12 protein-coding genes are annotated in these 14586 nt (G+C 46.0%); 7 read left to right on the top strand and 5 right to left on the bottom strand.

All coding sequences use genetic code 11. The features are described from left to right. From ABW391_RS25495 to ABW391_RS25480, 4 genes are all read right to left on the bottom strand, one after another. A partial coding sequence (locus tag ABW391_RS25495; RefSeq protein ID WP_353484731.1) for a hypothetical protein occupies positions 1-299 on the bottom strand: 299 nt, incomplete at its 3' end. 32 nt (positions 300-331) lie between these two features. Next, positions 332-1939 (bottom strand): SusD/RagB family nutrient-binding outer membrane lipoprotein, encoded by a 1608-nt coding sequence (locus tag ABW391_RS25490; RefSeq protein WP_353484730.1) that lies wholly within the window; start codon positions 1937-1939, stop codon positions 332-334. Positions 1940-1957: 18 nt separating this feature from the next. Beyond that, on the bottom strand, positions 1958-5047 hold the full coding sequence (locus ABW391_RS25485) for a SusC/RagA family TonB-linked outer membrane protein (RefSeq protein ID WP_353484729.1): 3090 nt from the start codon (positions 5045-5047) through the stop codon (positions 1958-1960). Positions 5048-5267: 220 nt separating this feature from the next. Further along, a complete protein-coding gene (locus tag ABW391_RS25480; protein WP_353484728.1) occupies positions 5268-5990 on the bottom strand; it encodes a pyridoxine 5'-phosphate synthase in 723 nt (240 codons plus the stop codon). Positions 5991-6123: 133 nt separating this feature from the next. Here ABW391_RS25480 and ABW391_RS25475 point away from each other — a divergent pair, with 133 nt between their 5' ends. From ABW391_RS25475 to ABW391_RS25465, 3 genes are all read left to right on the top strand, one after another. Beyond that, the gene (locus ABW391_RS25475) at positions 6124-7044 is read left to right on the top strand and encodes a CPBP family intramembrane glutamic endopeptidase (protein ID WP_353484727.1); all 921 of its coding nucleotides are present in this window, start codon (positions 6124-6126) and stop codon (positions 7042-7044) included. An 11-nt stretch (positions 7045-7055) separates the two neighbouring features. Then, positions 7056-7889, top strand: a complete 834-nt coding sequence (locus ABW391_RS25470; protein ID WP_353484726.1) for a phosphatidate cytidylyltransferase — start codon at positions 7056-7058, stop codon at positions 7887-7889. Positions 7890-7979: 90 nt separating this feature from the next. Next, complete coding sequence (locus ABW391_RS25465; protein ID WP_353484725.1) at positions 7980-8630, top strand: phosphatidylserine decarboxylase family protein; 651 nt, start codon at positions 7980-7982, stop codon at positions 8628-8630. 23 nt (positions 8631-8653) lie between these two features. Here the strand turns inward: ABW391_RS25465 and ABW391_RS25460 are convergent, their stop codons facing one another. Continuing rightward, a complete protein-coding gene (locus ABW391_RS25460; protein ID WP_353484724.1) occupies positions 8654-9679 on the bottom strand; it encodes a WG repeat-containing protein in 1026 nt (341 codons plus the stop codon). Between the two features lie 236 nt (positions 9680-9915). Here ABW391_RS25460 and ABW391_RS25455 point away from each other — a divergent pair, with 236 nt between their 5' ends. From ABW391_RS25455 to ABW391_RS25440, 4 genes are all read left to right on the top strand, one after another. Beyond that, positions 9916-10467 carry an RNA polymerase sigma factor gene (locus ABW391_RS25455; protein ID WP_353484723.1) on the top strand — a complete coding sequence of 184 codons (552 nt, stop codon included), beginning with the start codon at positions 9916-9918 and terminating at the stop codon, positions 10465-10467. A 4-nt stretch (positions 10468-10471) separates the two neighbouring features. Further along, on the top strand, positions 10472-11206 hold the full coding sequence (locus ABW391_RS25450; protein ID WP_353484722.1) for an anti-sigma factor: 735 nt from the start codon (positions 10472-10474) through the stop codon (positions 11204-11206). A gap of 77 nt (positions 11207-11283) precedes the next feature. Further along, the gene (locus tag ABW391_RS25445) at positions 11284-13212 is read left to right on the top strand and encodes a tetratricopeptide repeat-containing sensor histidine kinase (RefSeq protein WP_353484721.1); all 1929 of its coding nucleotides are present in this window, start codon (positions 11284-11286) and stop codon (positions 13210-13212) included. Positions 13213-13361: 149 nt separating this feature from the next. Continuing rightward, positions 13362-14453, top strand: coding sequence for a zinc-binding dehydrogenase (locus ABW391_RS25440; protein WP_353484720.1), 1092 nt, complete (start codon positions 13362-13364; stop codon positions 14451-14453). Positions 14454-14586 lie beyond the last annotated feature (133 nt).

Genomic DNA, 14586 nt, shown 5'->3' with positions numbered 1-14586 from the left:
CCAAACTTGGTGTTGTACGCCGCAATGATGGAAGGATCTTTGACAAAAGTCACCGTTACATCTTTGTCCAGTGGCCGCCCATAGGAAATCCGGGCATACAAATCAACCGTTTGTGCGGTAGATTTGAAGTCCAGGGCAGTAGGGTTAACGGTTTGCACCGATGGAAAGTTGCCATTCGGGATCAGGATAATCGGCTTGATCCCGTTTTCCGTGTAATCCGTAATCGCCTCATCTTTCAGACAAGCGCTGAAAGCAAATCCGATGAAGATTAACAAAACTATTTTAAGAATATTTTTCATTCTTGATGTTTTAAACTCAGTCAACAAAAAAATTAGTTCATCCACCAAACCTTGGAATTGAATTGGCTGATGGTACCTACTGCGACTACTGCAGCCGTATTCAGGTCATATTCACGCTGTGGATACAACAAACGTACGGGCAATATCGGGCTGGTACGTCCAGGGTTGATCGACAATGGAAGGGCTGGAAATGCATTATTGCGGCGATAATCAGTCCAGGTTTCCAGCGCGTTGCTGCCATTCATGGCCAGGTATTTCTGATACAAAACAACTTTCAGCTTGTCATCAGCTTTTGCGTAGCTCACGTTTTTGTTGCCGTTTTCATCCTGAGTCTGGTACCACTTGTCGAAACTTGCATCGGCAGCAGCTTTGCTCAAATCTACGTTCAACCAGCGGAACGATTCCTTTACTGCAGCCTTGTAGGCGGCTTCTTTGTCGCCAGGCAACCAGCCTCTTTGGATGGCTTCCGCTTGCAAGAACATCGACTCTACCGAAAGTAAGATCCAGGAAGCCTGGTCAAAACCTTTCACCAAGCCAAAAGAAGCACCACTAACTGGTCCGGCAGCAGTAATGCCACCAACTTGAGATACGAAGTTGGCATTCTGAGATGGATAGGTAGAGTTGTCAATTGGACGACCGTATTCGTTGCCCCGGTATTCGGCTGGTGCTAAGGTTCTGAAAGGTTCGGCACCGTTAGCCGGGAAAGCATTGGTGGTTTTTTTATAAAAATAACCAAGCCGTGGATCGCCATCCTGTTTCATGAAGTCAATGGCAACTTTGGCACCTCTCCAAAAGTCGGTAGCCTGATTACCCGCTACGTTAAACCCATAAGAAGCATAAAAAGCGTTAGGCTTGTCCTGTGAATAAGCTGGTTTTGCTGCAGCATCTTCACCGGTCCCCAAAAATCCACCGCCATTGGCCACAATTTTGGCAATTTCAGCGGTGATGTAGGCGGCACGATCGGTTCTGCCTGATTGGTGTATCAGGTGACGCAATTTCAGGGTATTGGCAAATTTGATCCACTTGGCACCATCACCTTTGAAGACGATGTCGCGGAAACGAGCATCGGCATTGATTGTATTGCCTGCAATCGCAGCTTTGAACAGAATAACCGCACTGTCCAATTGTTTCGCAGACTCCTCGTAAATCAACTTTCCATCGTCGTATTTAGGACGGATGAACTCGAGGCCCTTCATGGCTTCGGTGAAAGGCACTTTGTCATAAAGGTCGACCAACTGAACGAAGTTGTGCGCCTTCATGGTTTTGGCGATGCCAACGTAAAAGTTTTCACCAGCAGCACGTGCTCTCAATTCAGCGAATTGATAATCGTAGGTATTGTCAGTGATCCCTGCGAAAAGGCCTGCACCGAAGTTGGTGGTGATGTTGTAGGATTGCTCCTCCCCATTTGGTGAGTAGTTTGCCGGAGGGCACCAATAGCCCAGCCAGTGGTTGAGAAATCCAAAGCCTGTTCCAACCCGGTTGGCGGTGTTGAGCATGGCTTGTGGCAGAATCACCGCTGCGGTCATGTTGCTCTCCACGGCGCGGTTGGGGTCACTGTTCACGTCCAGGTAGTCTTCTGAACAACTGGCCAGAACGGTGACAAAAATAGTCAAGATGAATATTTTGATATACTGTTGCATAAGTTTCAGCTTTTGTGGTTAGAAGGTCAGGTTAACGTTGAAGCCCATAATTCTGGTTGGAGGCGTCTGGTTAACTGAAGTTGTTCCAACATCGTTATTGGTAGTGTTGGAAAATTCAGGGTCCGTCCACTGGTTGGTTTTTGGACGCAGCATCAGCAGGTTTCTGCCCACCAACGAAACGGTAGCTCTTTGAACGAACTTGCCCAACACTTTAGATGGGACAGAGTAAGTCAACGCTACTTCACGTAATTTCCAGAACGCTGCAGAACTGTAATAGTTGGTTTGGGCGTTGCGGAAAGCACCATCTTGTAAGAAGGAATAGTGGGCGTTGCGCACTACGATGTCCTTATTGTCCACATAAGTGGTTCCACCATCGGTAGAGTACACTGAATTGGGGAATACAAAGCGCTGGCGGCCATTGGTGGCGCTCAGGGCAGTAACCCCGGTAAAATCAGTACTTTGACCAATCTGGTTGAAAATGTAGTTTCCACCCCGATATTCAGCCACTACGCGCAGGTTGAAATCCTTATACGTCAGATCGGTGTTGACACCAAAAATGTGTTTTGGATTGGTATTGCCAAAGATGGTATTTACTGGATTGAGCTTTGGGTAACCACTTACAGGGTCAACGATTACTTTGCCCTCTGGGGTACGCTCCCAATCCTTCAATTTGTGGACATAGGCAGGTAAACCTTTGATGACAAAAGCGGTATTGCCGATTCCAAGTTCATTCAAGCCCTCATAAATAGAAACTACTTCTGAGGTGTTGTAGGTATAGTTGGCGGAAACCTCCCAACGCAAACCACTAGCTGTTTCAATCAGTGGCAAAAATTTCAAATCTACTTCAAGTCCATTGTTGTTGAATTCTGCCGCATTCACCAAGGCAGAAGTGTACCCAGTTGCAGAAGAAATCTGGATTGGAATAACCTGATCGTTGTTGTTCTGGAAGTAATAAGCTACGTCGAGCAGTACCTTGTTTTTGAACAAACCAAATTCTACCCCTACTTCAGTCGATTTAACTACTTCAGGGCGAATGTTGGGATTGTTGATTCTATTCTCAGCCGAAAATCCAGCCAGGGTACCGAATGGGAAACCACCTGCCTGGGAAAAAATCGATTCCAGTGAATAGGGGTTCAGGTTTACGTTACCCGTTTTAGCGTAAGCACCTTTCAACTTGATGGTGCTGATTACCGGACCATTGGCCAGGCCTTCAAACAAGTCAGTCAAGATAACCGATGCACTTACCCCTGGGTAGAAATAAGAGCGGTTCTCCTTAGGCAAGCGGCTGTCCCAGTCGTTCCGACCAGTAAACTCTACAAATACCCAGTTGTCGTATCCCAAAGACAAACTACCAAATACTGAGTTCAATCTACTGTTAGTATATTGAGAAAAAGCACCTGGCTCACCCGTACGGTTCGCTACGTTGAACAGGGTAGGAATAACCAGGTTGCCACCCGATACACCAGTAAACTTCTCATACGTTTGGCGGATCAAATTACCCAACAATCCTTTGATGTTCAATTTACCCACGGAATTATCAGTCGAAAGCAGCAATTCGTTGTTCAACCGTGTTTTGAATTCAAAAAAGTCTGAAACCGAAGCAGTGCGGCCTCCACCTGAAGCAAATGAACGGTGGCTAATCGCAAAATCGGTATAAGTTATATTGCGACTAATGCCCTGGTTGAAATTTGAATTCACGGTGTAGCCCATGCGGTTGACAATGCTCAACCACTTGGTTGGCTTCAAGGTCAAGGCAATGTTTCCAAACACTTCATCAGACCGACCCTTCACACGGTCGGTGTAGATGGTTTCATAAGGGTTCCGATAATAGTCGTTGTAGTAGTTGTTGCGATTGGACCAGAAATCGTTCTGAAAATCCTTGTACTGGGTAATTGGAATTTGGCCAGGCGCATTGAACACCTGATCGTAAATAGTACCCGTAAAAGGAGTGAGATCAGAGTTTTTCAGAGTGTACCCAAAATTCATTGAGGCATTGAATATACCTAGTGTCTTTCCAGCATTCAAACGAACGGTAGTCCGGTCTCCTTTGTCGCTGGGCATTATCCCTTTGATTTGCACGTTTTGAACCGACAAGAAAAAATTGGTCTTATCGTCACCGGCAGTTACCGAAACATCATTCTGGATGTTTATACCGGTATTGAAAAAATTATTTTTTTCTTTTGGCCGAAACGAATAAGGCAAGGTCTGAGTTTGACCATCCTCGGTGATTTGACCAACTTCCCGAATGGAGCCATCAAATTCATCACCCCAGGATTGGTTTTCAATCGGATCATAAATCCCATCACCAAATGCGTTGAAGGAAGACCCGGACCCGAAGCGCTCTTGTTGTTTCAAAGTCACGGAAATGTTTTCATACAAAGTCGTGTTGCCCACGGTGATTTGTGGCTTACCGCCTTTTGAGCCTTTCTTAGTGTTGACTACGATTACCCCGTTCACCCCTTCAGGACCGTACAAAGCTGCGGCGTTGGCACCTTTCAGTACGTTTACGCTCTGGACGTCGTTTGGGTTGATGGAGTTAATGAAGCTCAGCGCTACTGGTGTACCATCTACGACCAAAAGTGCCTGGTTGTTACCTGTCAAGGAACGAATACCGCGGAGTACAATCCGTGTATCAGCGTTTACCCCGTTGTTTACGGTAGAGACGTTCAAACCGGATACTTTACCCACCAAACCATTCTGGAGGTTGGTGACTTTACCCTGCGTGATGTCGTCACCACTGATGCGGGCGACAGAATAGCCAATTTCTTTGGGTTGTTTTGAAATCCCCAAGGCAGTGACTACTACCTCATTCAAAATCGTTCCTGCTTCAAGTTCTACATCAATAACACTAAGGTTACCAACTTCGATTTCCTTGCTGGTGAAACCCGTGTAACTTACAGTGATGACTTCTGCTCCAGCAGGAATTGCCAGAGAGAAATTACCATTTACGTCGGAGACAGTTCCGTTGGTAGTTTTCAACACGAAGATGTTGGCACCGATCAGTGCTTCACCTTTTGTGTCGGTTACTTTACCGGTAATGGTACGCTGTCCAATAGCGTAACCCAGAACCCCGCAAAATAACAGGAGTACTAGTGAGAGTTTTTTCATACTATCGCTGTTTTATGTTGAGAAAACAAAAAATTACATGCTACTAATCCGAAAAAAATGCAGTCGAATAATACTGCTTGCGATCCAAATGCACAAATCCGCTGCCAAATAATTCAAAATTTGTCAATTATTAAACATCGGGAGCGGTTTTTTTTACGAATATTTTATTTTACTGGTATTTTCTTAACATTGGGGACATTTTTAAGCAAAGTGAGGTGACTTACTGGTTTAGTTGTCTGAGGTACATTTGGATGGTGTTTTGGAGGCCAAAATAGAGGGCATCGCATACCAGGGCATGACCAATCGACACTTCCTGTAGCCCTTCAACCTGATCTGCGTAATATTTGAGGTTTTTGAGGTTCAAATCATGTCCAGCGTTGATGCCCAAACCCAAATTTACGGCTAGTTTGGCACATTGTACATGGTTTTTAACCGCTTCGGCAGGGTTTTTCAAAAAATCTTTGGCAAAATGGCCCGTGTAAAATTCGATTCGGTCTGCACCTACTGCTTTGGCACCTTCTACAAAATGTTCGTCGGCGTCAACAAAAATGGAAACCCGGGTTCCTGCGGCATGCAGTTGGGCAATTGCATCTACCAAAAAATCATGGTATTTGACCGTATCCCATCCACTATCGGAAGTGAGGGCTTGTGGCCCATCGGGTACCAAAGTAGCTTGATGGGGTTTCACGTTGGTCACTTCTTTTAAAAACCGTGGATCTGGATTGCCCTCGATGTTGAATTCAGTGGTGACCACGGCCTTGAGCACCGGAAGGTCATCAAAACGCACGTGTCGCTCATCGGGTCGAGGGTGTACGGTAATGCCCTGAGCACCGTATGCCTCACAATCCCGGGCAATTTGGGCCAGGTCAGGTTGGTTGGATCCTCTGGAGTTGCGGATTAGCGCAATTTTATTGATGTTTACACTCAAACGGACGGTTCCCATATGCTACATTTGTACTGGCGAATTCATTCGCCGAGATTCAATCGGCGAATGAATTCGCCAATACGAAAAAGCAAAGCTCGATAATTTTTCCCCGATACGTTACAGAGTTTACTTAATTTTACAAAAAAAATTCATGGACTATCCACTTCCGGATTCAGAAATACCTGCAAAAAGAACCGAGTCTTCAGCCTGGGTTGTACTGCTTTGTTTGATTTCTTGCATGTTTGTTGGTCTGATTGTTGGTTCATTAATCAGCTTTGGGGTAATAAACGCGAGTGGTTTTGATGCCGTTGGTTTCATCTCCTCTTTAAGTCCAGAGTCAAGTCCACAAGAACGAAATTTAGCCCGCTGGGCCAACCTCCTTCCTCACCTGTTTGCCTTTACGGGTGGTGCGATCACCACAGTGCTAATCTTTTTTGGAAGGAATTGGATTCAGCAGCTTGGGCTCAAGGTTTTGCCCAATTGGAAGATGATTGGAGGCGGACTCTTGTTTATGCTGGGTACTTTCCCATTTGTACAAACCACGTACTGGCTCAACCAGCAACTGCCTTTACCTGCCTGGATGAAAGAAATGGAGGTAAATGCCAATGAGTTGATAAAAATAATCTTGCACATGGATGGCCCAGCCGAGTTGGTGCTCAATCTACTTACCGTAGGTGTGGTAGCAGCGGTAGGTGAAGAGTTGGTATTCAGGGGGATTCTCCAGCAACAATTAAGCAGGGTGATCAAACAGCCCATACTTGCCATTTGGGTTACGGCAATCGTATTCAGTGCCATCCATTTGCAATTTGCCGGTTTTTTGCCCCGCATGTTTTTGGGGGTAGGTTTGGGTTATCTTTTTTATTGGTCAAAAAGTCTTTGGCTGCCGATCCTTGCGCATTTTATTTTCAATAGCCTGCAAGTTGTCGTTTATTATGTACTCAGAGACAAAGCCGGACAATTTAGTCCCGATCAAACGGTGGATTCTCCCGGCTGGCTGGGCGGAATATTTGGCCTGGCATTGATGATTGGGGTAGGGTATTACCTGAGTCGAATGAAAAAGCAGCAATCCTAAATTTATACACCATGGGAGGTCTTCGTTTGAGGGTAATAACAGCGGTATTTTTTGTACTGATTATGCTGGGCGGCGTCTTTGGAGGAAAAATTCCATTTGTAGTGCTTTTTGGCGTCATCAATGGAATGTGTTTGTGGGAGTTTACAGGTTTGACTTTTCCAGAAGAAACGCGCAGCAATCTGATCCGCCGATCCATCGGGGTGGGTTTGGGGCTACTCCCCTACTGCTGGCTCAGTGCTTTGAATTTGGGTCTTATTGCTCAAGATTGCTGGCTTCCGATGATGCTCACTTTTTTCCCTTTGTTGTTTTTGCCTTTTGTTTATGAAATATCGGAAGGCAATACGCAGGCCTTTCACCAAGTTGGGTTCATCTTTTTGACGGTGTTGTACATTGGGGTGCCGTTTACCCTGCTGAATGCCATCGCATTTATTGGACCCCAATTTTCTTTTCACATTCCCCTCGGACTCATGTTGATGACCTGGACGAGTGATACCAGCGCTTATTTTGTGGGGTCAAAATTTGGAAAGACCTTGCTTTTGCCCAAGATATCCCCCAAAAAGACCTGGGAAGGTTCAGGAGGAGCAGCTTTTTTCACCCTGATTGTAGCCTGGGGGCTTTGGCGTTTGTTTCCCGAACTGGGCTTGCAACACTGGATGGTGTTGGGTTTGATTGTGGTCATCTTCGGGTCTATTGGAGATTTGGTGGAGTCCAGTTTCAAGCGGGGCATCAACATCAAAGATTCCAGTGATCTCTTGCCTGGTCATGGCGGATTTCTGGATCGTTTTGACGGGTTTATGTTTCAGATTCCGTTTTCGGCGGCATACTTGTTTTGGGTCATTAATTAAAGCTGATTGCTATCAGCTATCAGCTATCAGCTATCAGCCACAGGTTGCTCAGGGCTGATAGCTGACCGCTGATAGCTAATATAACCACTTATGTACATTCATCGCGAAGGCTACCTCATTATTCTTTTGGCCGCACTTGGTTTGGGAGTTATCAATACGGTTTGTGCTATCTATCTCTCCGTGTTACAACCGTGGCTGGGGATAGCCAGTCTGGTATTTTTTGGATTAATTGTCCAGTTTTTTCGCAACCCGAAGCGTACGATCCCAACGGTGGGTGAAGGCACCGTATATGCCCCTGCTGATGGGCAAGTAGTGGTGATCGAAGAAGTCGAAGAACCAGAATATTTCCAAGAGAAGCGACTACAGATTTCGATTTTTATGTCGCCGCTCAATGTCCACGTGAATCGGGCTGCGATTGGAGGTACGGTGCAATACGCCAAATACCATCCGGGCAAGTACCTGGTTGCCTGGCATCCCAAGTCTTCTACCGAAAACGAGCGCACCACGATGGTGATCAAAAATGCCAAAGTGGAAATTTTATTGCGGCAAATTGCTGGTGCGGTGGCCAGACGGATCAAGTATTATGTACAGGAAGGTCAGGTACTGGAGCAGGGCGAGGAATTTGGGTTCATCAAATTCGGCTCGCGTGTGGATTTGTTTTTACCACTTGGTGCCGAGGTGAAGGTATCCATTGGGCAAAAAGTGAAAGGAAATGTGGATGTGATTGCCGTGATTAGGTAATTAACGCAAAAAAACACTTACCATCACTTTGTATTCTCCACCCAAATTGGCTTCCCTTCCGGATTGATATAAGCCCATTTTCCAGCAGAAGACACCAGGGCCAAGCCATTCTTGAATGCCCCAGCTTGCCTGAAAATGGTTGGGATAACCAGTTCTCCATTCCTGTTGATGTAGCCCCAGGAACCTTTGAGGCAGACCGCGGCCAATCCCTCCGAAAAAATGCCAGCATCCTGAAATTGAGGTTCCAGTTGCATTTGTCCGTCTACCTTGATGTATCCGTATAATTTTTCATTTTTGACCTGAGCCAGGCCTTCACTGAAATCACCTACCGCCACGTACTGCGGCTCAATTGCTTCCTTTCCCTCCCGATTGAGGAAGCCAAACCGATCATCACAGCAAATGATGGCCATATCCTCAAAAAATTCTCCATTCGAGATTCCTTCTTTGTACAGATATTGTGGCTCGCAAAGCACCCGGCCTTGCCGGTCGATTAATCCCCATTGGCGGCGGTGCACCACAACTGCGGTGTCATCCTGGAAAGGCAGGCACTTTTCAAAATTGGTACTAAAGGCCAAAAAGCCATCATTGCCAATGTACCCGGAACCTCCGTTCCATACCACGGGAGCCAATCCTTGCTGATAAGCTCCTGACCACTCGTACTGAGGTTGCACCAACCAATCGCCTTCAGGATTGATGAATCCGTATAGTTTGCGTAGGCTTACCGCAGCCCGGCCTTCGTTAAAATCTCCAGCCTGATCGAATTGAATGCCAATCACCAGGTTGCACTTCTGATCAATAAAGCCCCAGCGATTGACCAGTTGTGCCCGGGCCAACCCTGCTTCAAAATGACCCACAAAATTGAAAAAGTACTTGATGAGCAGGCGGCCTAATGGATCCATATGAACGAGCTTGTCATTGAGTCGTACTCTGGAATATCCATTAAAAAAATCCTCAGCTTCATAATACTGTGGCTCGATCACAACTTCTCCCTGACGATTAATGAAGCCGTATTTTCCTTTCTCCCTAATTTTGAATAATGCTTGGTTCATGTGCCACCTTGATGAATATTGCGGAGCGAAGATAAGAATGTTTTAGGGTTTTGGTTACTGAGCGTAGTCGAAGTACTGAGCGTAGTCGAAGTACTGAGCGTTGGTTACGAAATGTCGGTACTTCGGCTACGCTCAGTAACCGACACTTCGTAACCGACGCTTTATAACCAATTTTAAAACCTTTTCAACGTTTTACTGTTTTACATTTTTAGATTTTTAAAGCACAGGACGAAAGTATGCACGCAAAAGATCACCAAATCATTGAGTTGTTACAGCAGCAAGACAAAAAAGCGATCGATGCGTTGTACGATCAATACAGCCCTGCGCTTTATGGAATTGTACTCAAGATTGTACGCTCTGAAATGGTGGCACAGGATGTGTTACAAGAAGCTTTTGTAAAAATCTGGAGCAAGGGGTCAAGCTATGATGCTTCGAAAGGCACCTTGTTTACCTGGATGCTCAATATTACCCGCAATACGGCCATTGACAAGCAACGGATGGAAGAAACCCGGAGCAAAAATTCCGAAAAGAATACTCCTGAAGGTTTTATGGATCCGCAAATCGACCACATTGGTCTCAATACTGAAGTTGGTAAATTGGAGGAGAAATACCGCAAAGTCATTGATCTGATCTATTTTGAAGGCTACACCCAGGAAGAAGTAACCGAAGCATTGAATATCCCTTTGGGAACCGTTAAGTCAAGAGTTCGAATTGCACTTCGTGAACTGCGTAAAGTTTTTTCTGTTCAGTACATAACCATGTGCTGGTTACTTCTACTAATCAAGTAATGCTATGGATAAAGAGACGTTTTTGGAATCTGGTTTATTGGAGCAGTACGCTTTGGGGATCGCTGATCCAGCTGAGGAGCAGGTAGTTGAGCAAATGTTCAACTCGCATCCAGAATTGCGTCAAGAAGTAGAAGACATGCGCAGAGCCATTGAGCAATATGCATTGCAGCACGCTATCCCCCCTCCACCTGCGGTGAAAACCAAAATACAACAAGAAATTGAGAGAAAAACTGCTGCACCTCAACAAATTGCTACATCTGGAGCGATATCCTGGCTCAATGTAGTTGTCATCGGGGCTTTAGTGGTGCTGTGTACCCTGACTGCCCTACGCATGCGCAGTTTGCAAGCAGAAAATAAAAACCTCCAAGGCCAATTGGTCACTTGCGAAAGCCGGGAAAAAATTGTGGCTTTTCTCAAAGATCCGCAAACACAACCCATGCTTTTGCAGGGAACAGCATACGCGCCACAAGCGGCAGCGCTGGTGTATTGGAACGAAGAAATGCACACAGCGATGATCAACCCTTTCAAACTATCACCCTTAAACCGCAACCAGCAGTACCAAATTTGGGCAGATGTGGATGGAAAAATGGTCAATGCAGGCTTAATCAGTACCCAGCTCGAAAAACACCAGAGTCTAAAGTACTTGCCTAATGCAAAAAGCTTAAACATCACCATCGAACCACTCGGAGGCAGCCAAGCCCCCACCGTGAGTCGTTTGGTTGCAAATCACGCCATTTAATTTTTAGGTTTTGTGCTTTGAGTTTTGGGTTGTAGGTTGCAAGTAAATTTAATCCTGCCCCAAAAAAACGCACTGTTATGCCTACGACAACCGATCTGTTGCCTCAAATTGATGACATTCGCGGCTTGGAAAGCAAGCTGCAACAGCAAAAAGCGCCCCACCAGCGCTTGATTTTACTGGATCGGTTGCTGTCTTACTATACCTATACCAACCCTCAACGGGCTAAAACATTTCTGGCGGAACAGGCTGCACTCATCAAATCACATCCCAATCCCGATGTTGAGCTCAACTTTCATTTGTATTCCGCCATTGTAGAGAATCAATTGTACAATTATTCCAGCTCTTTGGAGCATTTCAAATTGTTGCTCGATTTGGTAGAAGAATGTGGAGATGTAAAACAACAAGCTGAAGTTTACATCGATTTTGCCGGGACTTGCATCAACATGCAAGACATGGATCAAGCCTTATTTTTTTTGGATAAGGCAGGAAAATTACTTCGCGCTTTTCCCGATGAGCGCCTTCGTGCTCGACACACCGCTCGGGAGGGTTTTGTGCAACTGCACTTTGCCAATTATTCACGGGCCATCGAGTTACTGATCGAAGCAGACAAGCAAATCACGGTATTCGGCAGTTACACCAATCTCAAGGATTATCACTTTCTTATCCTGATCCATACGGGATTGGGAACCATCTATGAGCGCAACGACGATCAGGAAAAAAGTGTGGAGGCTTACCTCAAGGCAGTCGAAATAGCCGAAGCCACCGACATGCGCAGCCGCCTTTCCTGGAACTACCTCAATGTAGGGAATGGCTTTATGGCGCTCACCAACCTGGAAAGTGCCGAGTATTACTTCCAAAAAGCCATTGAAACCCACGAAGACGTCAACCCTTATGCCAAAGCCAGTGCCCTGGCCAATGTTGGATACTGCCAACTCCAACACAAAAACTACGAAAACGCGCTTAAACTCTTTAAAAAAGCTGAAAACCAGTTCAAAGGAATGTCGGCAGATGCCGTAGAAAACTTCGCGTTGATCGAATCCTGGCGTGGATTGGCTTACGGCGCTTTGGGCAAAGCCGTGCAAGCCGAAAAATGTTTCACAAAAGCCTTACTCCTGGCCGAAGCAGCCAAAGATTTCAAACGTTTGTCCAGTATCTACAAAGACATGGCAGGCTTTTATGCCCAATTGGGGCATTATGCCAAAGCCTACGAACACTTGCTCCAGCACAGCCAAAATGCAGAGCGCTACCAGCAAGAAGTGAACGAGCGGAAACGCACCGAACTGGAAGTAAAATACGAAGCGGAAAAACAACACAAAGAGGCAGAATTGCTGCGCTTGCAAGCTGCCAAATTGCAACTCAAAGCCCTGCGGGCACAAATGAACCCCCATTTTTTGTTCAACGCACTCAATTCGATCCAAAACTACATCACCTCCAACGAAAGCAACAACGCTGCCAAATACCTGGCCCGCTTCGCCAAACTCATGCGCCAAAGTTTGGAATACTCCGATATTGAAGTGGTCTCGCTGGAAAAGGAACTGGCTTTTCTCAACGATTACCTCTACATCAATGAGAAACTCCGCTTCGAAGACCGCTTGAGCTACAAAATTGTGGTTGACGATGAAATCGAAGAAGACATTATTGGTGTACCTACCATGATTGTTCAGCCTTACGTAGAAAATGCCATTGAACACGGGCTGCGGCCCAAAGAATCGGGCAACATCAAAGTTGATTTCTCTCTCTTCAATGAAGATACCATCTTGTGCGTGGTTGAAGACGATGGAATCGGTCGGGAGAAAGCCCGCCAAATGCACCTCAACGATGGACGCTACAACAACCACCGCTCGCGGGGTACGGCCATTACCGAGCAACGGCTACAACTGCTTTACAATTCCAGAGAAAAAAAAGTATACGTCAATACCATCGACCTTAAAGACGAAATAACCGGAGAGGCCAGGGGAACCAGAGTGGAAATCAAGATCCCAATTATTGACATCCATACGCGGTAAGATGCCATAGTAGCGGGGCAAAAATAAGTGTTCATTTTTATTCAGCCATAGGATTAGATATTTCATGTAAATTCACTTTTAAATTTCTGTCAAGAAAGACGCCAAAGGTTTCATGAGAAGAAATTAAATTTACTTTCGTTGTAAAAAAGATGCAGTACAGCAAAGTTGCGGTTTTTGAAACGCCAGGAAAACCATTTGAACTGGTTGATGCCCCGATACCTCCCCTCCAAAACCAAGAAATCCTCATCCGCAACGAATACACCACGCTGTGCCGCAGTGATATTTATACTTATACCGGTCAGCGCAAAGAAAAATCGCCTACAATCCTCGGCCACGAAATTGTAGGCCGCATCGAATCTTTTGGGCCGGAAGTGCCTCAAGAAGATTTTCGCGGCACACCATTGGCATTGGGCGACCGGGTCACCTGGGCCATTTTTGCCAGTAACCCCGCCTCTCCTTTTTCCAAATTGGGCATGCCCCAAAAGGCGGAAGACCTTTTCAAATACGGCCACGAACAAATTACACCCACCAGCAACCTGCATGGCGGGCTGAGTGAATACACCATTTTGCGCAAAAACACCCCCATCATCAAACTTGATGAAAACATCCCGCTGCCCGTAGTCACCATCATCAATTGTGCGGTTGCTACTGTGGCGGGTGCGGTACGGCTTGCCGGAGACTTGAGCAATCAACATGTGCTTGTTTCGGGCGTAGGCATGCTCGGAATTATTGCTTGTGCCATGAGCAAGGCTAGAGGTGCGGCCAAAGTGATTGCATTGGATACGAATCCCGAAAGACTGACCATTTCCCGTCTTTTTGGCGTAGATGAAACCATCTTGATCGATTCGACGCTGACCGATTTCAAGCCATTGCTTGCCGAAAAACTGGAACCAGCTTTTCCCATCCACCGCCTGATTGAACTCAGTGGAGCCCCTCAAGCCATGGAATCTACCCTGGAATTGTTGTCCATTGGTGGGATCGCGGTCTGGATTGGCGCCACTTATCCGCAGCGCAGTGTGCAGATCAACGGCGAACAAATGGTGCGCAAAATCCTTACCATCAAAGGATTGCACAACTACAACGAACAAGATCTGGCTGCCGCAGTAGATTTTATTGAACAGTGGCATCCGGTGTACCCATTTGCAGACCTCGTTCATGGTGGATTTGCCCTGGAACAGGTAGAACAAGCTTTTCAATACGCATTGGACAAAAATCCTTTCCGCGTAGGCATTGATATTTGAATTAATGAACAGAAAATTTTTCAGAAAAAGTATAAAAATCAACAGGCATGAGCAAGATCAGTATGGTGGTATTCGATTTATCCGGTACCACCGTTAGCGACGATAATGCGGTAGCAAAAAGTTTGTACGAAGC

The sequence above is a fragment of the Haliscomenobacter sp. genome (assembly GCF_040403615.1).
Lineage (GTDB): Bacteria > Bacteroidota > Bacteroidia > Chitinophagales > Saprospiraceae > Haliscomenobacter.
This window is presented reverse-complemented; position numbering and strand designations above follow the sequence as displayed.